This is a genomic window from Micromonospora sp. BS32, from assembly GCF_059089345.1.
Map to the genome: position 1 here is coordinate 39299 of NZ_JBSSHR010000004.1, position 21136 is coordinate 60434.

The 21136-nt window shown below is 73.7% G+C and carries 18 protein-coding genes; 12 read left to right on the forward strand and 6 right to left on the reverse strand.

The window, feature by feature from the left end:
* Positions 1-2 precede the first annotated feature (2 nt).
* Together AC5RWQ_RS07785 and AC5RWQ_RS07790 are read right to left on the reverse strand one after the other, a co-directional pair.
* Positions 3-941 (reverse strand): hypothetical protein, encoded by a 939-nt coding sequence (locus AC5RWQ_RS07785; RefSeq protein WP_494282066.1) that lies wholly within the window; start codon positions 939-941, stop codon positions 3-5.
* 3 nt (positions 942-944) lie between these two features.
* Positions 945-1574, reverse strand: coding sequence for an MBL fold metallo-hydrolase (locus AC5RWQ_RS07790; protein WP_494282067.1), 630 nt, complete (start codon positions 1572-1574; stop codon positions 945-947).
* A 121-nt stretch (positions 1575-1695) separates the two neighbouring features.
* Here AC5RWQ_RS07790 and AC5RWQ_RS07795 point away from each other — a divergent pair, with 121 nt between their 5' ends.
* Complete coding sequence (locus AC5RWQ_RS07795; protein ID WP_334485020.1) at positions 1696-2649, forward strand: DUF4349 domain-containing protein; 954 nt, start codon at positions 1696-1698, stop codon at positions 2647-2649.
* On the opposite strand, the gene AC5RWQ_RS07800 is transcribed toward AC5RWQ_RS07795, so the two are convergent.
* Positions 2606-3865, reverse strand: a complete 1260-nt coding sequence (locus AC5RWQ_RS07800) for an amidohydrolase (RefSeq protein ID WP_494282068.1) — start codon at positions 3863-3865, stop codon at positions 2606-2608. The genes AC5RWQ_RS07795 and AC5RWQ_RS07800 overlap by 44 nt on opposite strands.
* 601 nt (positions 3866-4466) lie before the next feature.
* The gene (locus AC5RWQ_RS07805; protein WP_494282069.1) at positions 4467-6050 is read right to left on the reverse strand and encodes an acyl-CoA mutase large subunit family protein; all 1584 of its coding nucleotides are present in this window, start codon (positions 6048-6050) and stop codon (positions 4467-4469) included.
* Positions 6051-6257: 207 nt separating this feature from the next.
* On the opposite strand from AC5RWQ_RS07805, the gene AC5RWQ_RS07810 reads away from it, so the two are divergent.
* Together AC5RWQ_RS07810 and AC5RWQ_RS07815 are read left to right on the forward strand one after the other, a co-directional pair.
* Positions 6258-8336, forward strand: a complete 2079-nt coding sequence (locus AC5RWQ_RS07810) for a serine/threonine-protein kinase (RefSeq protein ID WP_494282070.1) — start codon at positions 6258-6260, stop codon at positions 8334-8336.
* Positions 8337-8385: 49 nt separating this feature from the next.
* Positions 8386-10053 carry a phospho-sugar mutase gene (locus AC5RWQ_RS07815; RefSeq protein WP_494282071.1) on the forward strand — a complete coding sequence of 556 codons (1668 nt, stop codon included), beginning with the start codon at positions 8386-8388 and terminating at the stop codon, positions 10051-10053.
* 119 nt (positions 10054-10172) lie between these two features.
* Here the strand turns inward: AC5RWQ_RS07815 and AC5RWQ_RS07820 are convergent, their stop codons facing one another.
* The gene (locus AC5RWQ_RS07820; RefSeq protein WP_494282072.1) at positions 10173-10850 is read right to left on the reverse strand and encodes a GOLPH3/VPS74 family protein; all 678 of its coding nucleotides are present in this window, start codon (positions 10848-10850) and stop codon (positions 10173-10175) included.
* 79 nt (positions 10851-10929) lie between these two features.
* Complete coding sequence (upp, locus tag AC5RWQ_RS07825) at positions 10930-11562, reverse strand: uracil phosphoribosyltransferase (protein ID WP_334485008.1); 633 nt, start codon at positions 11560-11562, stop codon at positions 10930-10932.
* 136 nt (positions 11563-11698) lie between these two features.
* On the opposite strand from upp, the gene deoC reads away from it, so the two are divergent.
* The 9 genes from deoC to cydD all read left to right on the forward strand — a co-directional run bounded on the left by deoC (position 11699) and on the right by cydD (position 21122).
* A complete protein-coding gene (gene deoC, locus AC5RWQ_RS07830; RefSeq protein ID WP_334485006.1) occupies positions 11699-12658 on the forward strand; it encodes a deoxyribose-phosphate aldolase in 960 nt (319 codons plus the stop codon).
* A gap of 5 nt (positions 12659-12663) precedes the next feature.
* Positions 12664-14094, forward strand: a complete 1431-nt coding sequence (locus AC5RWQ_RS07835; protein ID WP_494282073.1) for an aldehyde dehydrogenase family protein — start codon at positions 12664-12666, stop codon at positions 14092-14094.
* Positions 14087-14911 (forward strand): aldehyde dehydrogenase family protein, encoded by an 825-nt coding sequence (locus tag AC5RWQ_RS07840; RefSeq protein ID WP_494282074.1) that lies wholly within the window; start codon positions 14087-14089, stop codon positions 14909-14911. Before AC5RWQ_RS07835 ends, AC5RWQ_RS07840 begins: the two co-directional genes overlap by 8 nt.
* Positions 14912-14994: 83 nt before the next feature.
* Positions 14995-15645 (forward strand): hypothetical protein, encoded by a 651-nt coding sequence (locus AC5RWQ_RS07845; protein WP_494282075.1) that lies wholly within the window; start codon positions 14995-14997, stop codon positions 15643-15645.
* A 60-nt stretch (positions 15646-15705) separates the two neighbouring features.
* Positions 15706-16137: a BlaI/MecI/CopY family transcriptional regulator gene (locus tag AC5RWQ_RS07850; protein ID WP_494282076.1), complete on the forward strand. Its 432-nt coding sequence runs from the start codon at positions 15706-15708 to the stop codon at positions 16135-16137.
* Positions 16138-16148: 11 nt separating this feature from the next.
* Entirely contained in the window at positions 16149-17054 is a 906-nt protein-coding gene (locus AC5RWQ_RS07855; RefSeq protein ID WP_494282077.1) for a M56 family metallopeptidase, read from the forward strand.
* 122 nt (positions 17055-17176) lie between these two features.
* Positions 17177-18430, forward strand: a complete 1254-nt coding sequence (locus AC5RWQ_RS07860; protein ID WP_494282078.1) for a cytochrome ubiquinol oxidase subunit I — start codon at positions 17177-17179, stop codon at positions 18428-18430.
* Between the two features lie 8 nt (positions 18431-18438).
* Positions 18439-19446: a cytochrome d ubiquinol oxidase subunit II gene (locus AC5RWQ_RS07865; protein ID WP_494282079.1), complete on the forward strand. Its 1008-nt coding sequence runs from the start codon at positions 18439-18441 to the stop codon at positions 19444-19446.
* Positions 19443-21122, forward strand: a complete 1680-nt coding sequence (gene cydD / locus AC5RWQ_RS07870) for a thiol reductant ABC exporter subunit CydD (RefSeq protein WP_494282080.1) — start codon at positions 19443-19445, stop codon at positions 21120-21122. The genes AC5RWQ_RS07865 and cydD overlap by 4 nt, the downstream gene beginning before the upstream one ends.
* Positions 21123-21136: the final 14 nt, after the last annotated feature.

Genomic DNA, 21136 nt, shown 5'->3' on the forward strand with positions numbered 1-21136 from the left:
GCTCATTGTGGACGGTCGTCGGCCGCGTCGGCATCCTCCTCTTCGGCATCGAGCGCCTCGATGGCCGCCTCGACCTCGCCGGCCCGCCTTCGGGCCGCGGTCAGCGTCCGCTCCGCGGCCCGCCGGGCCAGCTTCGACCGGCTCAGCTCCTGCTCGGCGGCGGCCCGCCGGCGCTCCAGTTCGGCCAGTTCGGCCTCGATCCGGTCCAGGGCGGCGGCACCGTCCTGCTCGGCCTGCGCCGCGCTGTTCCGCTCGGACTCGGCCCGTTCCTGGTCGGTACGCGCCGCGCTCAGCTCCCGCTCCAGCGCCCGGCGGCGGTTCGCCCGCTCGGCCCGGGCCGCCCGGGCCGCCGTCCGTTCGTCCCGGACCCGACGCGCCGCCCGCTCCGCCTCCCGGTCCGGCGCCCGCCGGGGCTCCTGCTCGCCCCCGGTGACCAGCCGCAGCTGCGGACGAGGCACCTCGCCGAAGCCGGCGTAGTGGGCGGCCCGCAGCAGTTGCCCCGAGCGCACCTGCTCGGCCACCTCCGGGTCGGCCAGCGCCGCGTTGAGGGTCGACTCCACCTCGCCCAGCGGCAGCTTTCCGGCCCCGGGGGCGTCCGGGGTGGCGGCGGCGATCCGGCGGACCTCCGCGACCAGCGCGGCGACCACGGCCCGCCGCTGGGCGGAGAGTTCGCGCAGCTTCGCGCCCTTGAGGTCGCGCTGGGCGGCGCGTAGCGCCTCGGCGAGCGGCGCCAGATCGGCGACGAGCTCGGGGCGGTCCAGGGCGAGCAGGTTGACCAGCCAGGCGGCCACGGTGGGCCGCTTCAGCCGGGCGATCTGGCGGGCGCCGGCGGCGTCACCGGCCCGGCGGGCCTCGGCGACGGCGGCGTCCCGGGCGGCGACGAACCGGTCCGGGGGCGTGCGGTAGAGCTCCCGGACGAGGTCGGACGGGGCGGCGGGCACGGCTCAGACGTCGATCCGGGTGCCCGGCTCGAGCCGCTGGTATTCGGTGCCGGAGAGCGCGGTGTACTGGCGGTCGAGGATGGCGTACCCGTTGGTGTTGAGCAGCGCGTCGTGCAGGGCGTACGCCCGGCGGGGCGCGACGGCCCGGATGAAGTCGACCACCTCGGAGAACTTCGACCAGGGCGCGTGGATCGGGGCGAAGAGCGTCTCCACCTCGACGTCCTCGGGGACGAAGAGCGCGTCGCCCGGGTGGTAGATCCGCCCGTCGAGCAGGTAGCCGATGTTGTCGACCACCGGGATGTCGGGGTGGATGACGGCGTGTCGGCCGCCGAGGGCGCGTACCGGCACGCCGGCGGCGGTGAACGACTCACCCGGTAGTACCGGGCGCAGCGCCTCGGCCGCGTCGCCCAGGACGCCGGCCAGCGAGGCCGGCCCGTGCACCGGCACCGGGTTCTTCTCCAGCTGCCGGGTGAGCGCCTCGACGTTCACGTGGTCCGGGTGCTCGTGGGTGATCAGCACCGCGTCCGCCCCGTCCAGCGCCGCCGGGTCGCTGAACCCGCCGGGGTCGACGACCAGCACCGACCCGTCGTGGTCGACCCGGAGGCAGGAGTGGGCGTATTTGGTGAGCCGCATCGTGACTCCTCGCGTATCGAATCGTGACGTCCTCAGCGCAGTCTGCCGGAACCGACGCGGTGTCGCGTCGCGTCCGAACCATCGCCCCGGCAGTCGGGGCGGTCACGGGACAGGAGCGGGGATGACGGGACGAACGGTACGACGCCGGGGTGTGGCCCTGGCGGTGATCGGGTTGGTGGCCCTGTTGGCCACCGGTTGCGGGGCGGGTGGGAGCGATTCCGCCTCGGACTCCGGGAGGCCGGCGGCCCAGGCGCCGGCCGGTGGCGCCGCCGAGCCGGGCAAGGCCGGTGGTACGGCACCGGACCTGCGGGTCGACCAGCGGTCGATCATCTACACCGGAACGATGCGGGTGCAGGTGGACGACGTGGAGGGTGCGGCCCGGAAGGCGGTCGCCGCGGTCGGCGAGGCGGGCGGCTTCGTCGGCGGCGACAACCGGCGCAGCGTGGCCGCCGACGCGGAGGCGGAACTGGAGCTGCGGGTGCCCGCGGCGAAGTTCACCGCGCTCATCGACGAGCTGGCCACCTACGGCAAGCAGCAGCGCCGGGAGGTGAAGACCCAGGACGTCACCGAGGAGGTGGTCGACCTGGACGCGCGGATCATCACCCAGCGGGCCCGGGTGGAGAGCGCCCGCAAGCTGCTCGCCCGGGCGTCCTCGATCCCGGAGCTGGTGTCCCTCGAGGACGAGGTCAGCAAGCGGCAGGCCGACCTGGCCTCGCTGGAGGCGAAGAAGCGGAAGCTCGGCGACCTGACCGCGCTCTCCACGATCACCGTGACCTTCGTCGGCAAGGACGCCTCGACGGCGGAGGACGAGACCGAGACCGGCTTCATGGTGGGTCTGCGCGGCGGGTGGCGGGTCTTCGTGGCCTCGATGACCATCCTGCTCACCGTGCTGGGGGCGGTGCTGCCCTGGCTGCTGACCTTCGGCGTACCCGTGGCGCTGTTGATGGTGCTGGCGCGCCGGCGGCGTCGGCGGCGGCCCGCACCCCCGGCGCCGCCGACGGCGCCGATCGGCGGTGGCCACCCGCCGGCTCCTATCGCGCCGCCGCCAGTGCCCGCAGCGCGGTCTGGACCATGAGCCGCACCCCGACGGGGATGGCCCGTTCGTCGACGTCGAACGAACCCCGGTGCAGGTCCACGTTGGGCCCGGACCGGCCGACGCCGAGGCGGGCCAGCGCGCCGGGGACGTACTCCAGGTACCAGGAGAAGTCCTCGCCGCCCATGCTCTGCGGGGTCTCGGCGATCCCCTCGGGCCCGAGTGACGCGGCGGTGGCGGCGGTGAGCACCTGGATCGCCCGGGAGTCGTTGCTCACCGGCGGCCGGCCGCGCAGGTATTCGAGGTCGACCGTGGCGCCGGTGGGCGCGATGACGTCCCGGACGACCTGAGCGACGATCTTGGGAGCCTGCTCCCAGGTGTCGCGGTCCATCACCCGCAGGGTGCCGGAGGCGCACGCCTCGGAGGGGATGACGTTGTAGCGGGTGCCGGCCGAGGCGTGGCCGAACACCAGCAGCAGCCCGCTGTTGGCCGGCACCCGGCGGCTGACCAGGGCCGGCACCTCGGTGACCAGCCGACCGAGCGCGTCGACCAGGTCGACGGTCAGGTGCGGGCGGGCGGTGTGCCCGCCCGGGCCGGTGAGCCGGACGGTGACGTTGTCGGCGGCCGCGGTGATCGGGCCGACCCGCAGCCCGATTTTGCCGACCGGCAGGGCCGGGTCGCAGTGCAGCGCGAAGATCTGCACCACGTCCTCCAGGCCGCCGGCCTCGATGACCTCCAGCGAGCCGCAGGGCAGGATCTCCTCCGCCGGCTGGAAGATCAGCCGGACCCGGCCGTCGAGCTGGCCGATCTCCTTGAGCTGGGCCAGCAGCATGCCGACGCCGAGCAGCACCGTGGTGTGCACGTCGTGGCCACAGGCGTGGCAGGCCCCGTCCACTGTGGACCGGTACGAGACGTCCTTCGGATCGGTCAGCGGCAGCGCGTCGATGTCGGCGCGGAGCGCGATCACCGGGCCGTCGGGGCGCCCGTCGACGTCGCAGATGACCCCGTTGCCCTTCGGCAGCAGCCGTGGGTGCAGGCCTGCCAGGGAGAGCTCGCGGGCGACCAGCGCCGCCGTCTCGAACTCCTCGCCGGAGAGCTCCGGGTGGGAGTGGATGTGGCGACGGGTGGCGATGAGGCCGGGTACCCGCAGGGCGAGCAGATGGTCGAGCTCATGGGGCAGGGGCTGGGACCCGGATGGCGCCTCCGGCCAGGACGACGCCAGCTGGCTGCCGTTCGGCAGCGTCAACGCACTCGTCACGTCGAATTCTCGATCACTAGGAATGGATGGATCATCGGAGCGGACAGCAGACAGCCTAGACCTCCGGCGGTGACGCTGCGCAACCTCGTTACGGTAGTGATCGGACCGCGCAGCGTCACGTAAGCCCTGGTGAGAGGGCTCGAAAAACAGCGGGACAGCAGGTAGATCGCGTTCGAACGCCGTCATCTGCCCCACACCTCCTACAACGCGTAACCGTTTCGGCGGTCACGAAATCGCCGTCGATCCGAGCCGTCGTTCCGAATTGTCGCATTAGTCGTTGCGGTTAACTGGCACTCCGACAATTAACCGACGACCCACGGCAGCCGGGCGACTCCCGACGGTGACACGACGGTCCCGCGCGCGGCCGGACATGCTGTCCGTCCGGTTCACCCGTTCGGGTTACCCAGGAACCCCGGGGGCACACGCCCGCGCCCGGAGGGCCACGCTGCCCGGGCGGCCCGCACGGGCGGCGCACCAGGAATCTGTCACCGACGGTAGCTCCGTCCAGGCCCCGCCCGCGACCCCTGACCGGACACCCCTACCCGGACGCGCGACGGCCCCCGGCGCCGCATCGCGCCGGGGGCCGTCGGAAAGGCGCAGATCAGAAGCGGTCGCTCGGACGGTACGTCCCCCACACCTGGCGGAGCGTCCCACAGACCTCGCCGACGGTGGCCCGGGCCCGCAGCGCCTCCTTCATCGGGTAGAGCACGTTGTCGCTGCCCTCGGCGGCGGCCCGCAGCTCGGCGAGAGCCCGCTCGACCGCCCCGTTGTCCCGCTCCGCGCGCAGCCGGGCCAGCCGGTCGGCCTGGGCCGCCTCGATCGTCGGGTCCACCCGCAGCGGCTCGTACGGCTCCTCCTCGTCGACGGTGAAGCGGTTGAGCCCGACCACCACCCGCTCGCCCGAGTCGATCTCCTGGGCGATCTGGTACGCCGACTGCTCGATCTCACGCTTCTGGAAACCCGCCTCGATGGCGTCCACCGCGGAGCCGTGGTCGGCCACCCGCTCCATCAGCTCGAGCGCCGCCGCCTCGATCTCCGCGGTCATCGCCTCCACCACGTACGACCCGGCGAACGGGTCGACGGTGGCCGTCAGGTCCGTCTCGTACGCCAGCACCTGCTGGGTACGCAGGGCCAGCCGGGCGGCCTTCTCGGTGGGCAGCGCGATCGCCTCGTCGAAGCTGTTGGTGTGCAGCGACTGGGTGCCGCCGAGCACCGCGCCCAGCCCCTGCACCGCGACCCGGACCAGGTTCACCTCGGGCTGCTGGGCGGTCAGCTGCACGCCGGCGGTCTGGGTGTGGAAGCGCAGCATCATCGACTTCGGATCCTTGGCGCCGAAGTCGTCGCGCATCAGCCGGGCCCAGATCCGCCGGGCGGCGCGGAACTTCGCCACCTCCTCCAGCAGGGTGGTGCGGGCGACGAAGAAGAACGACAGCCGGGGCGCGAAGTCGTCCACGGCCAGCCCGGCCGCCAGCGCGGCCCGGACATACTCCACGCCGTTGGCCAGGGTGAACGCGATCTCCTGCGCGGGCGTCGCGCCGGCCTCCGCCATGTGGTAGCCGGAGATGGAGATGGTGTTCCACTTCGGCACCTCCTTGCGGCAGTACGCGAAGGTGTCGGCCACCAGCCGCAGCGACGGCTTCGGCGGGAAGATGTACGTCCCCCGGGCGATGTACTCCTTGAGGATGTCGTTCTGGATGGTGCCGTTGAGCGCGCCGCCCGCCACGCCGGCCTCCTCGGCCACGAGCTGGTAGAGCAGGAGCAGCACCGAACCGGGGGCGTTGATGGTCATCGAGGTGGAGACCTTGTCCAGCGGGATGCCGGCGAAGAGCAGCCGCATGTCCTCGATCGAGTCGATGGCCACCCCGACCTTGCCCACCTCGCCGTGCGCGATCGGGTCGTCGGAGTCGTAGCCCATCTGAGTGGGCAGGTCGAAGGCGACGGAGAGGCCCATCGTGCCGGCCCGCAGGAGCTGGTGGTAGCGGGCGTTGGATTCGGTGGCGGTGCCGAAGCCGGCGTACTGCCGCATGGTCCACGGCCGGGACGTGTACATGGTGGGGTAGACCCCACGGGTGTAGGGATACTCGCCCGGCCCGCCGAGCCGCGTCTCCAACTCGTCGGGCAGGTCGGCCGCCGTGTAGACGCCCTTGATCGGGAAACCGGACTCGCTCGACCGCCGTTCGCTCATTACCGGATGGTAGGACGCCGGACGCCGTCGATGGGTGAGGGATACCGCACACCAGCACCGACGGAGATCGACCGGAGGTGAAGACCCGGGCACGTACCGTCGAGTAGCGCAAAGGTCCGCCGCGTCGGGTTTCGCATCGGGCGTCGGAACCAGCAAGATAGGGGAGTTGTGTCCCAGCCCCCCTCGATATCCCCCGGTGGCTTTTCTGTGACTCAGATCCCGACGTGGAGCGGCGGACCAGTCAGTCCTCCGAACGGACGTGCGGCACCCGGCACCACCATCGGCGGTCGCTACTCGCTGCGGTCCGCGGTGGGCAACGGCGGCATGGGCACGGTCTGGCGTGCCACCGACACCCTGTTGCGACGTGACGTCGCGGTCAAGGAGGTCGTCCTGCCTCCCGGGCTGGCCCCCAGCGACCGGGACTCGATGTACGAGCGCACCCTGCGCGAGGCCCGCGCCGCGGCGGCCATCCAGCACCCCGCGGTGGTCCAGGTGTACGACGTGGTCACCGAGGGCGGCCGCCCCTGGATCGTGATGGAGCTGCTGGACGCGCGCAGCCTCGCCGACATGGTGATCGAGGACGGGCCGGTCGCGCCCCGGGCGGTGGCCAAGATCGGCATCGCGCTCCTCGGCGCGCTGGAGGTGGCGCACGCCAACGGCGTGCTGCACCGCGACGTCAAGCCGGCCAACGTGCTGATCTGCACCGACGGCCGCTGCGTGCTGACCGACTTCGGCGTGGCCCGGATGCCCACCGACGTCCAGCTCACCACCCCCGGCATGGTGCTCGGTTCGCCGCACTTCATCTCCCCCGAGCGGGCCATGGGCCAGGAGTTCGGCCCGCCCAGCGACCTCTTCTCGCTCGGTGTGACGCTCTACACCGCGGTGGAGGGGCGGCCACCGTTCGACCGGGGTGACCCGATCGAGACCATGCACGCCGTGGTCGAGGACCCGCCGGCCACGCCGCAGCGCAGCGGTCCACTGACCCGGGTGCTGATGGGCCTGCTGGAGAAGGACCCGGCCCGCCGGCTCGACGTGCACACCGCCCGGGCGATGCTCCGTGAGCTGCTCACCGGGCCGCTGACCAGCACCGCCACCGCGGTCAACTCGGTCACCGACCCGTACGCGGTGGTGCCGGTGCAGCGTCCCTCGGCGCCGCCCGCCCCGCCCGCGCAGCCCGAACCGAAGCCGAGCGGTCAGATCGGCGGTCGGGCCATGATCGGCCCCGGCGAGTCGCTGACCGACCGGCTGGCCGCGCTGCGCCGCGGTGAGCGGCCGACGCCGGCGCCGGCCGCCGCCGGCCTGGACGACACCAGCGCCGACGTGCTCGCCGGCCCGCTGCACACGCCCACCGGCGCGATGCCCACCCCGGGCCGACCGGTGGCCGGGACGTACGGCGGCGCACCGGAGGCCACCCAGCGGATCAACCCGGGCGGGGCGCCCGAGGCGACCCAGCGGATCGGCACCGGCCACCCCGACGCCACCCAGCGCGTCTACGGCGGCACCCGGGACGCCACCCAGCAGATGTACGCCGGCCGGCCCGAGGCCACCCAGCCGGTCTACGGCGGCGGCCAGTGGTCGGTGCCGGGCACCGGCCAGCCGTGGACGTCGCCGGCCACCGCGCCGCCGGGGAACGACGCTGGCGCCCTCGGCAAGGTCAAGGGGGCCGGCGGCCAACTGGTCACCACCGTGAAGGGCTGGCCGCGCAAGGTCCAGCTCGCGGCGGCGGCCGGCCTGGCCGTGGTGCTGCTGATCGGCGTGATCTCGCTCAGCGGCGGCGACGACCCGAAGCCGAGCGCGCCGCAGCAGGCCCAGCCGACCGCGCCGGCGGCCGGTGCCGAGCTGCCGGAGATGCAGGAGCACAACGCCAAGGGCGTGCGGCTGATGGTGCCCAAGGGCTGGAAGAAGGCGACCGGCGGCAGCTACGTCGACTACGTCGACCCGGCCGACGACGGGCGCAAGGTGCGCATCCTCGCCGAGAAGTGGAAGGGCACCCCGAGCCGGTGGGCCGAGGTCGCCCAGAACTTCCTGAAGACCAAGAGCACCACCTGCGACAAGCCGTACCAGCAGGTCGGCATGGACGAGCAGGAGACCGCCGGCAAGCCGGGCGTCCAGTTCGAGTACACCTGCGGCGACGGCGACGGCAAGCGGCACGGGGTGTGGCGGGGCGTGCTCAGCGACGGGAAGATGTACTCGTTCTACCTCTCCGCCACCGACGCCAAGTTCGACGAGAGCAAGCCGATCTTCGACGAGATGACGAAGACGTTCCAGCTCACGACGGCCGGCTGAGTCGAGGCCGACGGGACGTGGTGATCCGCCGCCGTGCTATCAAGAGGCAATGGCGGCGGAAACCACTGACCTTGACCAGATGCGCGACCAGGCTCGACGCTGGCTCGACGACGACCCCGACCCGGTCAGCCGGGACGAGCTGCGAGCAGTGCTCGACCGGCTGCCGGAGAGCGCGCCGGAGCTGGCCGACCGGTTCGCCGGGCCGCTGACCTTCGGCACCGCCGGGCTGCGCGGCCCGCTGCGGGCCGGCCCGAACGGGATGAACCTCGCGGTGGTCACCCGGGCCGCGGCCGGGCTGGTCGGCTGGCTCGCCGCCAAGGGCGGCGAGGGGCCGCTGGTGATCGGGTACGACGCCCGGTACGGCTCCCGGGCGTTCGCCGAGCGCACCGCCGAGGTGGCCACCGGCGCCGGCCGGCCCGCGCTGCTGCTGCCCCGGCCGCTGCCCACCCCGGTGCTGGCGTACGCGGTGCGCCACCTCGGAGCGGTGGCCGGGGTGATGGTGACCGCCAGCCACAACCCGCCGCAGGACAACGGCTACAAGGTCTACCTGGGCGCGCAGCTCGGTGGGGCGCTCGGCGCGGGCGCCCAGATCGTGCCGCCGGCCGACGCCGGGATCGAGTCCGCCATCCGGGCGGTCGGCGTGCTGGCCCAGGTCCCGCTCGGCCAGCCCGGCCAGGTGCTCGGCGACGACCTGGTCGCGTCGTACGTGGATCGGGCCGCCGCGGTGGTCGACCCGGACGGCCCCCGCGACCTGAAGGTGGCGTACACGCCGCTGCACGGGGTGGGCGGGGCGGTGCTGACCGCGGCCTTCGCCCGGGCCGGCTTCCCGGTGCCCGGGGTGGTGCCCGACCAGGCGGAGCCGGACCCGGCCTTCCCGACGGTGAGCTTCCCCAACCCGGAGGAGCCGGGCGCGGTGGACCACCTCGTCGCGCTCGCCGGCTCCATCGGGGCGGACCTCGCCATCGCCAACGACCCCGACGCGGACCGCTGCGCGGTGGCGGTGCGCGACGGGGAGACCGGCTGGCGGATGCTGCGCGGGGACGAGGTGGGCGCGCTCCTCGCCGACCACCTGATGCGCCGCGGCGTGACCGGCCTGTACGCCACCACCATCGTGTCGTCGTCCCTGCTGCGGGCGATGTGCGCCGCCCGGGGCCTGCCCTACGACGAGACGCTGACCGGGTTCAAGTGGATCGTCCGGGCCGGCGGCGGGGCCGAGCCGCTGGTCTTCGGGTACGAGGAGGCGCTCGGCTACTGCGTGGCGCCGGAGCACGTCCGGGACAAGGATGGGATCACCGCCGCGCTGACCGTCGCCGAGCTGGCCGCCGGGCTGAAGGCGCAGGGCCGCACGCTGACCGACCGGCTGGACGAGCTCGCCGCCGAGTTCGGCGTGCACCACACCGACCAGCTCTCCGTGCGGGTGGACGACCTGCGGGTGATCGCCGACGCGATGGCCCGGGTCCGGGCGGCCACCCCCACCGCGCTGCTGGGGCGGCCGGTGACGGCGGCGGAGGACCTGCTCCCCGCCTCGGACGTGGTGATCCTGCGGACCGACGCCGTCCGGGTGGTGATCCGCCCGTCCGGCACCGAGCCGAAGCTCAAGGCGTACCTGGAGGTGGTGGAGCCGGTCGCGGACGGCGACGTGCCCGCGGCCCGCGCCCGCGCCCAAACCGCGATCGCAACCCTCCGCACCGAGATCGCCACCGCGCTGGGCCTCTGACCCCACCCACCCCGGCCACCCCCCCACTCACGGTTGATCAAGAAGTTTGCGTCCTCCGGAAGCGCTCTCCAGGACGCAAACTCCTTGATCAACGGGGCTGGTGGGGGGCCTGGTGGGGGTTAGGGGCGTTTGCCGAGGGCCTGGTCCACGGCCTGGGCCAGGGCGGCGACGACGAGGCCGACCGAGGGGCGGACCACGGAGTCGTCGAGGCTGACGTTGCCGGAGAAGCCGGCACCGCCGGCGATCTCCTCCAGCCGGCGGCGGGCGTCCTCGGCCGCCGCGCCGGTCAGCCGGAGCGCCGGTTCCATCCGCAGCACCGCGACCAGGGTGGCCAGGGCAGCCGTCCGCTCGTCGGGGAGCTGCCCGTCGGCCAGCGCCTCGGCGAGCCGCCGCCGGGTCTCCTCCTCCACCGTGGCGTCCGCCGTCGGATAGCGGTGCACGTGGATGAAGCCCAGCTCGGTCTCCTCGACGTCCCGGACCACGCCCCGGTCGACCAGATCGCCGAGGATCCGGTCGCGCAGGCCGTGCCGGAGCCGCTGCACCCACGAGGACGGCGTGTGCGGGGTGTCCGCGGCCATCCGGGCCAGCACCTCGTCGATGATGGGCTCACCCACCGGCGTCGGGTCGGTGACGGTCAGGGACCTCTCGGCGTACGCGATCCGGCCGGCCAGGGCCAGCTCGACCAGGACGGCCGCGGCCATCCCCAGGTCGAGGCTGATCCGCGGCATGGTCGCCTTGCCGGTCTCGTCGTCGTACGCCAGCAGCAGCAGCTCTTCGGCGAGCGCAACACCAGTCATGGCCCGAGACGGTAGCGGTTGCGCGCTCCCCCGCGCGCCGACCCGCCGACATCCGCCCCGGGACCGTGACGGTGACCGGTCAGAACCGGGGCATGCCGCCGAACTGCCGGTCGCCGGCGTCGCCGAGGCCCGGCACGATGAACATGTTCTCGTTCAGGCCCTCGTCGATCGAGGCGGTGACCAGGCGCAGCGGCAGGCCCGACTGCTCCAGCCGGGCGATGCCGACCGGCGCGGCCAGCACGCAGAGCACGGTGATGTCGGTGCAACCACGGTCGGCCAGCAGCCGGCAGCAGTGCTCCAGCGAGCCACCGGTGGCCAGCATCGGGTCGAGCACCAGCACGGGCAGGCCGGACAGGTCGCGGGGCAGCGACTCCATGTACGCGCGCGGCTCGTACGTCTTCTCGTCCCGGGCCAGGCCGACGAAGCCCATCGACGACTCCGGCAGCAGCCCGAGCGCGGCGTCGGCCATGCCGAGCCCGGCCCGCAGCACCGGCACCAGCAGCGGGGGGTTGGCCAGTCGGGTGCCCTCGGTGCCGGTGACCGGGGTCTGCACCGGGTACTTCTCGACCGGGAAGGTGCGCGCGGCCTCGTACACCAGCATGGTGGTGAGTTCGTGCAGCGCGGCCCGGAACGTCGACGAGTCGGTCCGGGCGTCCCGCATGGCGGTCAGTCGCGACTGGGCGAGCGGGTGGTCAATGACGTGTACGTCCACGATCGCTCAACCTACCGGTCCGGGTGGCCGGGCACTGCGGGTGAGGGGTGACCAGCGACGCCGCTCACGTGTGGCGCGCGCGACCGGTCCGCCGTGACCAAGATCACTCGACCTCGGGATGCGTAGTATTCGGGTCATGACGGCGACAGCGACGTCGGCCCGGTCGGACCTCTCCGAGCTGGGACGATCCGAGACCGCTCTGCGGACCTTCCTGCACGGCCTGCCGGGCGTGGACCAGGTCGGCGCGGAGCAGCGGGCGGCACAGCTCGGCACCCGCTCCATCAAGACCACCGCCAAGGCCCAGGCGATCGACCTGGCCATCCGGATGGTCGACCTGACCACCCTGGAGGGCGCGGACACTCCCGGCAAGGTCCGGGCGCTGGCCGCCAAGGCGCTGCGCCCCGACCCGGCCGACCTCTCCTGCCCGCACGTCGGCGCGGTCTGCGTCTACCCGGCGATGGTCCCGTACGTGGCCGAGGTGCTGCGCGGATCCGGTGTGCACCTGGCCAGTGTGGCGACCGCCTTCCCGTCCGGTCAGGCGCCGCTGGAGATCAAGCTCGCCGACACCCGGGCGGCCGTCGAGGCCGGCGCCGACGAGATCGACATGGTGATCAACCGGGGCGCCTTCCTGGCCGGCCGTTACAAGGAGGTCTACGACGAGATCGTGGCCACCAAGGAGGCCTCCGGCGACGCCCACCTGAAGGTGATCCTGGAGACCGGCGAGCTGGCCACCTACGACAACGTGCGCCGGGCCTCCTGGCTGGCCATGCTGGCCGGTGGCGACTTCATCAAGACCTCCACCGGCAAGGTGCCCGTCGCGGCCACCCTGCCGGTGACCCTGGTGATGCTGGAGGCGGTCCGCGACTTCCGCGCCGCCACCGGGCGGCAGGTCGGCGTGAAGCCGGCCGGCGGCATCAAGACCACCAAGGACGCCATCAAGTACCTGGTGATGGTCAACGAGACCGTCGGCCCGGACTGGCTCGACCCGGACTGGTTCCGGTTCGGCGCCTCCAGCCTCCTCAACGACCTGCTCATGCAGCGCACCAAGCTGACGACCGGCGTCTACTCCGGTCCCGACTACTTCACCCTGGACTGAGAGTGATGTTCGAATACGCGCCCGCCCCCGAGTCCCGCTCGGTGGTGGATCTGAAGGCCTCCTACGGGCTGTTCATCAACGGGGAGTTCGTCGACCCGGCCGACGGCGGCAGCTTCAAGTCGGTCAACCCGGCCTCCGAGGAGGTGCTCGCCGAGGTCGCCGAGGGGGGCGCGCAGGACGTGGACCGCGCGGTCCGGGCCGCCCGCGAGGCGTACGAGCGGGTCTGGGGTCCGATGCCGGGCCGGGACCGCGCCAAGTACCTGTTCCGGATCGCCCGGCTCATCCAGGAGCGCTCCCGCGAGCTGGCCGTCCTGGAGTCGCTGGACAACGGCAAGCCGATCAAGGAGTCCCGCGACGTCGACCTGCCCCTGGTCGCCGCGCACTTCTTCTACTACGCCGGCTGGGCCGACAAGCTGGAGCACGCCGGCTTCGGACCCGACCCGAAGCCGCTCGGGGTGGCCGCCCAGGTCATCCCGTGGAACTTCCCGCTGCTCATGCTGGCCTGGAAGATCGCCCCGGCGCTCGCCGCCGGAAACACGGTGGTGTTGAAGCCGGCCGAGACGACGCCGCTGACCGCGCTGCTCTTCGCCGAGATCTGCCAGCAGGCCGACCTGCCGGCCGGTGTGGTCAACATCGTCACCGGCGCCGGCGACACCGGTCGCGCCCTGGTCGAGCACGCCGGCGTCGACAAGGTCGCCTTCACCGGCTCCACCGAGGTCGGCCGGGCCATCGCCCGCTCGGTCGCCGGCAGCCGCAAGAAGCTCACCCTGGAGCTGGGTGGCAAGGCCGCCAACATCGTCTTCGACGACGCGCCGGTCGACCAGGCCGTCGAGGGCATCGTCAACGGCATCTTCTTCAACCAGGGGCACGTCTGCTGCGCCGGCTCCCGGCTGCTCGTCCAGGAGAACGTCGCCGACCGGGTGCTGGAGTCGCTGAAGCGCCGGATGGCCCAGCTGCGGGTCGGCGACCCGCTGGACAAGAACACCGACATCGGCGCGATCAACTCGGCCGCCCAGCTGGAGCGGATCCGCGAGCTCTCCGACGCCGGCTCCGCCGAGGGCGCCGAGCGTTGGTCGCCGCCGTGCGAGCTGCCCGAGCGGGGCTTCTGGTTCGCGCCGACCATCTTCACCGGGGTGACCCAGGCGCACCGGATCGCCCGCGAGGAGATCTTCGGCCCGGTGCTGTCCGTGCTGACCTTCCGCACCCCGGCCGAGGCCGTGGAGAAGGCCAACAACACGCCGTACGGGCTGTCGGCCGGCATCTGGACCGACAAGGGCTCGCGGATCCTCTGGATGGCCGACCGGCTCCGCGCCGGCGTCGTCTGGGCCAACACGTTCAACAAGTTCGACCCCACCTCGCCCTTCGGCGGCTACAAGGAGTCGGGCTACGGTCGCGAGGGCGGCCGGCACGGGCTGGAGGGCTACCTCAATGTCTGAGCGGGTCGCGGTACGCAAGACGTACAAGCTCTTCATCGGCGGGAAGTTCCCGCGCAGCGAGTCGGGACGGTCGTATCTCGTGCAGGACGCGAATGTGTCGTTGGCTTCGCGCAAGGACGCGCGGGACGCCGTGCTCGCCGCCCGCGCCGCGGTGAAGGGGTGGGCCGGGGCGACCGCGTACAACCGGGGTCAGATCCTCTACCGGGTCGCCGAGATGCTGGAGGGCCGCCGCGAGCAGTTCGTCGCCCTCTGCATCCCGGCCGACGAGGTCGACGCGGCGATCGACCGCTGGGTCTGGTACGCCGGCTGGGCCGACAAGCTCGCCCAGGTGTACGGCGGCGCGAACCCGGTGGCCGGGCCGTACTTCAACCTGTCGGCGCCCGAACCGACCGGCGTGGTGGCCGTGGTGGCCCCCGAGGCGCCGGCGCTGCTCGGCCTGGTCAGCGTGATCGCCCCGGCGATCGTCACCGGCAACACCGTGGTGGTCGCCGCCTCCCCGGCGGCGCCCCTGGCCGCGGTGACCCTGGCCGAGGTGCTGGCCACCTCCGACCTGCCCGGCGGGGTGGTCAACATCCTCACCGGGAAGATCACCGAGACGGCGCCGACGCTGGCCGCGCACATGGACGTCAACGCGATCGACCTGACCGGGGTGACGGACGCCGAGCTGGCGGTCGACCTGGAGGTCAAGGCGGCGCAGAACCTCAAGCGGGTGCTGCGGCCGGCCCCGGCCGACCACGACTGGACCGTCGACCCGGGCGTCACCCGGATGACCACGCTGCTGGAGACGAAGACGGTCTGGCACCCCAAGGGGGTGTGACGGGCGTCGGGTGGGACCCCCCGCAGGCCCCACCCGACCCCGAGACCGGGGACGACATGCGGGGACCGGCTACGCTGCCGGCCGTGATCAACCCCGCTCCCCGGACCGAGAGCCGCGCGCTGCGCATCACCCTGACGCTGGCGGCGATCGGCATCAGCGCCGGCCTCACCGCCTGGCTGGGGGAGCAGTCGGAGGGCTACCCGACGATGCGGACGGTGCGGCAGCACTGGCTCGACACCGGTTCATTCATGATCCTCTTCTTCGCGATCGCGGTGCCGGTCGGCACGTTGCTGCACACCGCGCCCGCCGCGGCCGCCGGGGTGTCGGTGCGGCGGGGATGGGAGAACGCTGCCCGCCTGCTGGCCTACGGCGTGCTGGTCGCCGCCGTGGCCTGGCTGGTGGCGCCGCTCTCCCCGGACGCGGCGATCCGCCGCACCAGGCATGACGCGTCGGGCATCTACCCGGCCTGGCTCGCCTGCGTGCTGCTCACCTTCGCCGTCCTCGCCTGCGCCGGGGGGCTGTTCGTGCGACCGCGCCCCCGGCGCGAGGATCCGACCGACTTCAGCCCGCCCCGGCCGGAGGCCGAGGCGGCGGAGTCCCGGCCGGCGGCCCCGGCGACGACCTGGGGGCTCGACCGGGCGCTGTTCACCACCGGCCTCCTCGCCTGGATGATCGGCGGTCCATTGCTGGTCCTGCTGCTGATCCTCGGCCTCGTCAACCTGATCGTGCGGTAGCGGCCCGTGGGACGCCCCGGGCCAGGACCGGCAACCTACTACGCGAGGTAGGATTGCCGGGTGACTCGGCTCGGTGATCTGGAACGCGCGGTGATGGACGTGCTGTGGGACGTGGTCCCCGGCACGTCGGACGGGGTGACCGTGCGGGAGGTCGCCGACGCGCTGGACGGGCGCGAGCTGGCGTACACCACCGTGATGACGGTGCTGGACCGGCTCGCCGGCAAGGGCATGGTGCAGCGTGAGCGGGAGGGGCGGGCCTGGCGTTACCGGGCCGCCGCCAGCCGCGAGGCGCACATCGCACAGCTCATGCTCGACGCCCTCGACCTCGGCGGCAGCCGGGACGCGGCGCTGGTCCGCTTCGCCCGGTCGGTGACCGGCACCGAGGCGGAGGTGCTGCGGGCGGCGCTGGGCGCCGAGGCCGGGCTGACCGGTCGGATCGAGGACCCCCGGGCCGTCCGGGCCCGGACGGCCGACGAGGCGACGGACCGGTAGGGGCGGCAGCCATGGCCTTCGCCGTGCACTTCGCCGTGTCGATGCTGGCCTGCTATCTCACCGCGCAGGTCCTGGCCCGGTCCACCTGGACCTGGCGTGCCCCCCGGGTCGCGATCGTCTGCTGGCAGGCGGTCGGGCTGGCGCTCGGCCTCTCCGCGATGGGGCTGCCGATGGCGGTCGGGCTGGCCGCGTACGACCGGCCGACCGGTAGCGCCCTGCTCGCCCTCGCCACCGACCTGGCCCACAGCACCCTTCCCGTCGGGCTGGGCGCCGTGCACCTGGGGCTGGTCGGGGTCGGTTTCGGCATCGGCGCCGTGCTGGTCACCACGACCGCGCGCAGCGTCCACGCGAGCGTCCGCGCCCAGCGTCGGCACCGGGACCTGCTCACCCTGGTCGCCCGCCGGGATCCCACGGTGCCCGGCGCGCTGGTGCTGGACCACCCGAGCGCGGCGGCGTACTGCCTGCCCGGGGTGAAGCCCCGGGTGGTGGTGAGCGCGGGCACGCTGAGCCTGCTGGACCGCGCCGAACTGGCGGCGGTACTGACCCACGAGCGGGCGCACGCGCACGAGCGGCACGACCTGGTGCTGCTGCCGTTCACCGCGCTGCGCCTGGCGCTGCCCTGGTTCCGCTGGGTGCGCGACGCGCACGAGCGGGTAGCGCTGCTGGTCGAGATGCGCGCCGACGACAAGGCCCGGGAGTTGCACGCCGAGGCGCCGCTGGCCGGGGCGCTGCGCCGCTTCGCCACCTGCGGCGACCGGATCACCCCGGCCGGCGCGCTCGGCGTGGGCGACCGCGACCTGGACGTGCGGGTGCAGCGGCTGATGGTGGCGGACCGGCCGCCCCGGCTGCTCGGGGCCGCCGCGCTGGCCGTGTCGACCACCCTGGTCGCCCTGCCGGTCTCGCTGTTCCTGAGCTGACCCGCCCCGCCGCACGAGGCGGGCCCGCTTCACCCTTTGGTACTACATACTGTAGTAGAGATAGGTAGTGCCGCTACGTGTAGGCTCGCTACGACAAGCGAGCCAACCCCTGGAGAGCGGTCATGGACACCCTGCTCCTCGCGCGCCTGCAGTTCGCCACCACCACCTCGATCCACTTCCTCTTCGTCGTGGTCACTCTCGGGCTGGTCACCCTGCTGGTCGGCCTCCAGACCGCCTGGTTCCTGACCCGCAACCCCCGCTGGGAACGGCTGACCCGCTTCTGGGGCCAGCTGTACGTGATCAACTACGTGCTCGGCATCGCCACCGGCCTGGTGATGGAATTCCAGTTCGGGCTGAACTGGAGCGGCCTGTCGCGCTACGTCGGCAACGTCTTCGGCGCCCCGCTGGCGATCGAGACGCTGGTCGCGTTCTTCCTCGAATCCACGTTCCTCGGGATGTGGATCTTCGGTTGGCACCGGCTGCGCCGGGGCGTACACCTCGCGCTGCTCTGGGGCGTCGCGCTCACCGCGTACGCCTCGGCCTTCTGGATCATGGTGGCGAACGCCTGGCTCCAACACCCCGTCGGGTACGAGGTGCGCGGCGGCATCGCCCACCTCACCGACTTCGGCGCGCTGCTCACCAACCCCACCCTCGGCTTCGCCTTCGGCCACGTGGTCGCCGCCGGGCTGCTCACCGGCGGGGTGCTGATGGCCGCGGTCAGCGCCGGGCACCTGATCCGACGGACCCCGGACTTCGCGCTGCACCGCACCTCGCTGCGGATCGGGCTGGTCACCGCCGCGCTCGCGGTCACCGCGGTGCAGGGCTTCGGCTTCGCCCAGTTCGGCCCGGTCGGGCAGCTCCAGCCCACCAAGTTCGGCGGGGGCCCGACGGCCGACACGCAGATCGCCGAGTGGACCGCCCGGTTCGGGCCCGCCGACTACACCCCGCCGGTGCTCTCCAGCGTCGGCCTCGGCTTCATGATCCTGATCGGCCTCACCCTCGGCGGCACCTGGCTGCTGCTCCCGCTGCTCTGGCGGGACGCGGTCATCCGGCTGCGCTTCCCCCTCTGGCTCATCCTCTTCGCGCTGCCGCTGCCCTTCGTCGCGGTGATCCTCGGCTGGATCGCCCGCGAGGTCGGCCGCCAACCCTGGGTGGCCTACGGGCTGCTCCCCACCGACCGGGCCGTCTCCGCGGTGGACCCCGGCATCATGCTCGCCTCGCTGATCGGCTTCAGCCTGCTGCTCGCCGCCCTCGCCGTCACCAACTGGACGCTGCTCGCCCGGGCCGCCGCCCGAGGCGCCGCCGACCCCGCCCTCGGCCGACCGCCCGGCATCGGAGACGACGAGGCCCGCCCCGAACCCGTCTTCGCCCGATAGGACCCGAGATGGAAACCGCCTGGTACGCCCTGCTCGGCCTCTTCTTCGCGACCTACCTGGTCCTCGCCGGCTACGACTACGGCGTCGGCCTGCTGCTCGCCCGCGCCCAGGCGCCCGCCCGCCGGCGGGCCGCCCTCACCGCGCTCGGGCCGTTCTTCCTCGGCAACGAGGTCTGGCTGGTCGCCGCCGTCGGCATCCTCTTCGGCGCCTTCCCCACCCTGGAGGGCGAGCTGCTCTCCGGCTTCTACCCGGCCGTGGTCGGGGCGCTGGCCGGCGTCGTCCTGGTCACCGCCGGGGTGCAGCTGCGCAGCCGGCCGAGCGGGGCCCGGGCCCGGGCCGGCTGGGACCGGCTGGTGGTGATCGGCAGCGCCCTCGCCGCGCTCGGCTGGGGCGCCCTGCTCGCCGGGCTGCTCCAGGGCGTTCCCCGGCACGCCGACGGCCACGTCGCCGGGGTGACCCACCTGGCCACCCCGTTCGTCGCCGCCGCCGCGCTCGCCATGCTCGCCGTCGTCGCCGCGCACGGTGCGACGTTCCTCACCCTGCGCCTGCCGGCCGGCGAGGCCGCCGCAGCCGCCCGGCTGGCCCGCCGACTCATCCCGGTGGCGCTCGCCGCGGTCGCCGCGGCCACCCTCCTCGGCCTGCTCTCCGACCGGGTACGTCTCGCCGCGGCGCGTCCACTGGCCGCCGTACTCCTGCCGTTGGTGCTGGTCGCGGCGCTGCTGGCCGCGCGGACGGCGCTCGGCCGTGGCCGGCCCGGCGTAGCGCTGGCCGCCACCGGCCTGGCGCTCGCGGCGCCGGTGGCGCTGATCGGGGCGGCGCTCTGGCCGGCGGCGCTGGTCTCCACGGTCGACCCGGCGGCGTCCCTGAGCGTCGCCGACGCGGCGGCGAGCGGACCCACGCTGCACCTGCTGGGCTGGCTCGTGCTGCCGCTCCTGCCGGCCCTACTAGGCTTTCAGGCGATGTGCTGGTGGGTGTTCAGGGGACGGACCGACGGCAGGGCACCGGTGTACTGGTGAACCGCCGTCCCTTCGACCCGCGTCTGCTGCGCCGGGTCCCCGCGGCCCGGCGCGACCTCGCCGTGCTCGCACTCCTCGGCGGGCTCACCGCGCTGCTGGTCGTCGGGCAGGCCACCGCCCTCGCCGCACTCCTCGCCACCGCCGTCGACGGCCGACTGGACCGGCCCGCGCTGACCGGTTTCGTCGCCACCGTCGCCGGGCGGGCGCTGGTCGGCTGGGCGCAGGGCACCGTCGCGGCCCGCGCCGCCGCCACCGTGAAGGCGACGCTGCGCGCCGACCTGCTCGCCGCCGTCGGCCGGCACGGCCCCGGCTGGGTCGCCGGCCAGCGGGCCGGGCAGCTCGCCACCCTCACCGGGCGCGGCCTGGACGCGCTGGACGCCTACTTCACCGGCTACCTCCCCCAGCTCGTGCTGAGCGTGACCGTGCCGCTGGCCGTGCTGGCCCGGCTGGTCCTCGCCGACTGGTCCTCCGCGCTGATCATCGCGCTGACCATCCCGCTGATCCCCGTCTTCGGGGCGCTGCTCGGCTGGCAGGCCCAGGCCGCCACCGAACGGCAGTGGCGGCGGCTGTCGCTGCTCGGCGGCCACTTCCTCGACATGGTCGCCGGGCTGCCCACGCTGCGCGCGTTCGGCCGGGCCCGGGCGCAGACCGACGTGGTCCGCCGGATGGCCGACGGGCACCGGGTCGCCACCATGAAGACCCTGCGGATCGCCTTCCTCTCCGCGCTGGTCCTGGAACTCGTCGCCACCCTGTCGGTGGCGCTGGTCGCGGTGCCGGTCGGCATCCGGCTCCTCGGCGGCGGGATCACCCTCTCCACCGCGCTGCTCGTGCTGCTGCTCACCCCGGAGGCGTACCTGCCGCTGCGGGCCGCCGGGAGCCGGTTCCACGCCAGCATGGAGGGACTGACCGCGCTGGACGAGGCGCTCACCGTCTCCGCCGCGCCGGCCACCACCACCCCGGCCGCCGCGCCACTGCCGGCGCCGAGCGGGCGCGGCGAGATCCGCTTCGAGGGCGTGACCGTCGCGTACGAACGGACCACCGCGCTGCGCGACGTCACGCTGACCATCCGCCCCGGCGAGCGGATCGCCGTCATCGGCCCCAGCGGCGCCGGCAAGAGCACTTTGCTCGGCCTGCTGCTCGGCTTCGTCACGCCGACCACCGGCCGGGTCACCGTCGACGGCGTCGACCTGGCGGACGTCGACCCGGACGCCTGGCGGCGGCAGGTCGCCTGGGTGCCGCAGCGCGCCCACCTCTTCGCCGCCTCGCTGGCCGACAACATCCGGCTCGGCGCCCCCGACATCCCGGACGCCGCGCTGGCCGGCGCGGTCGCCGACGCGGCGCTCGACGAGGTCGTCGCGGCCCTGCCCGACGGGCTCGCCACCACGCTGGGCGAGCGCGGGCACGGCCTGTCCAGCGGGCAGCGGCAGCGGGTCGCGCTGGCCCGGGCCTTCCTCCGGGACGCCCCGCTGGTGCTGCTCGACGAGCCGACCGCCCGACTGGACACGGCGAGCGAGACCGTCGTCCTCGACGCCACCCGGCGGCTGGTGGCGGGGCGTACCGCCGTGCTGGTCGCGCACCGGCCCGCGCTGCTCGCCGACGCCGACCGGATCCTGCGGATCGAGGACGGCCGGGTGGTCGAGCTGACGCCCGCCCCGGTTGCGAAGGTGGCCCCGTGAACGGCGGTCCCGTC

Coding starts and splice junctions, on each gene's coding strand:
- AC5RWQ_RS07860 (WP_494282078.1), top strand. CDS start 17,177: ATGGACACCCTGCTCCTCGCGCGCCTGCAGTTCGCCACCACCACCTCG.
- AC5RWQ_RS07795 (WP_334485020.1), top strand. CDS start 1,696: ATGACGGGACGAACGGTACGACGCCGGGGTGTGGCCCTGGCGGTGATC.
- AC5RWQ_RS07835 (WP_494282073.1), top strand. CDS start 12,664: ATGTTCGAATACGCGCCCGCCCCCGAGTCCCGCTCGGTGGTGGATCTG.
- AC5RWQ_RS07840 (WP_494282074.1), top strand. CDS start 14,087: ATGTCTGAGCGGGTCGCGGTACGCAAGACGTACAAGCTCTTCATCGGC.
- AC5RWQ_RS07855 (WP_494282077.1), top strand. CDS start 16,149: ATGGCCTTCGCCGTGCACTTCGCCGTGTCGATGCTGGCCTGCTATCTC.
- AC5RWQ_RS07805 (WP_494282069.1), bottom strand. CDS start 6,050: ATGAGCGAACGGCGGTCGAGCGAGTCCGGTTTCCCGATCAAGGGCGTC.
- AC5RWQ_RS07820 (WP_494282072.1), bottom strand. CDS start 10,850: ATGACTGGTGTTGCGCTCGCCGAAGAGCTGCTGCTGCTGGCGTACGAC.
- deoC (WP_334485006.1), top strand. CDS start 11,699: ATGACGGCGACAGCGACGTCGGCCCGGTCGGACCTCTCCGAGCTGGGA.
- AC5RWQ_RS07865 (WP_494282079.1), top strand. CDS start 18,439: ATGGAAACCGCCTGGTACGCCCTGCTCGGCCTCTTCTTCGCGACCTAC.
- AC5RWQ_RS07815 (WP_494282071.1), top strand. CDS start 8,386: ATGGCGGCGGAAACCACTGACCTTGACCAGATGCGCGACCAGGCTCGA.
- AC5RWQ_RS07790 (WP_494282067.1), bottom strand. CDS start 1,574: ATGCGGCTCACCAAATACGCCCACTCCTGCCTCCGGGTCGACCACGAC.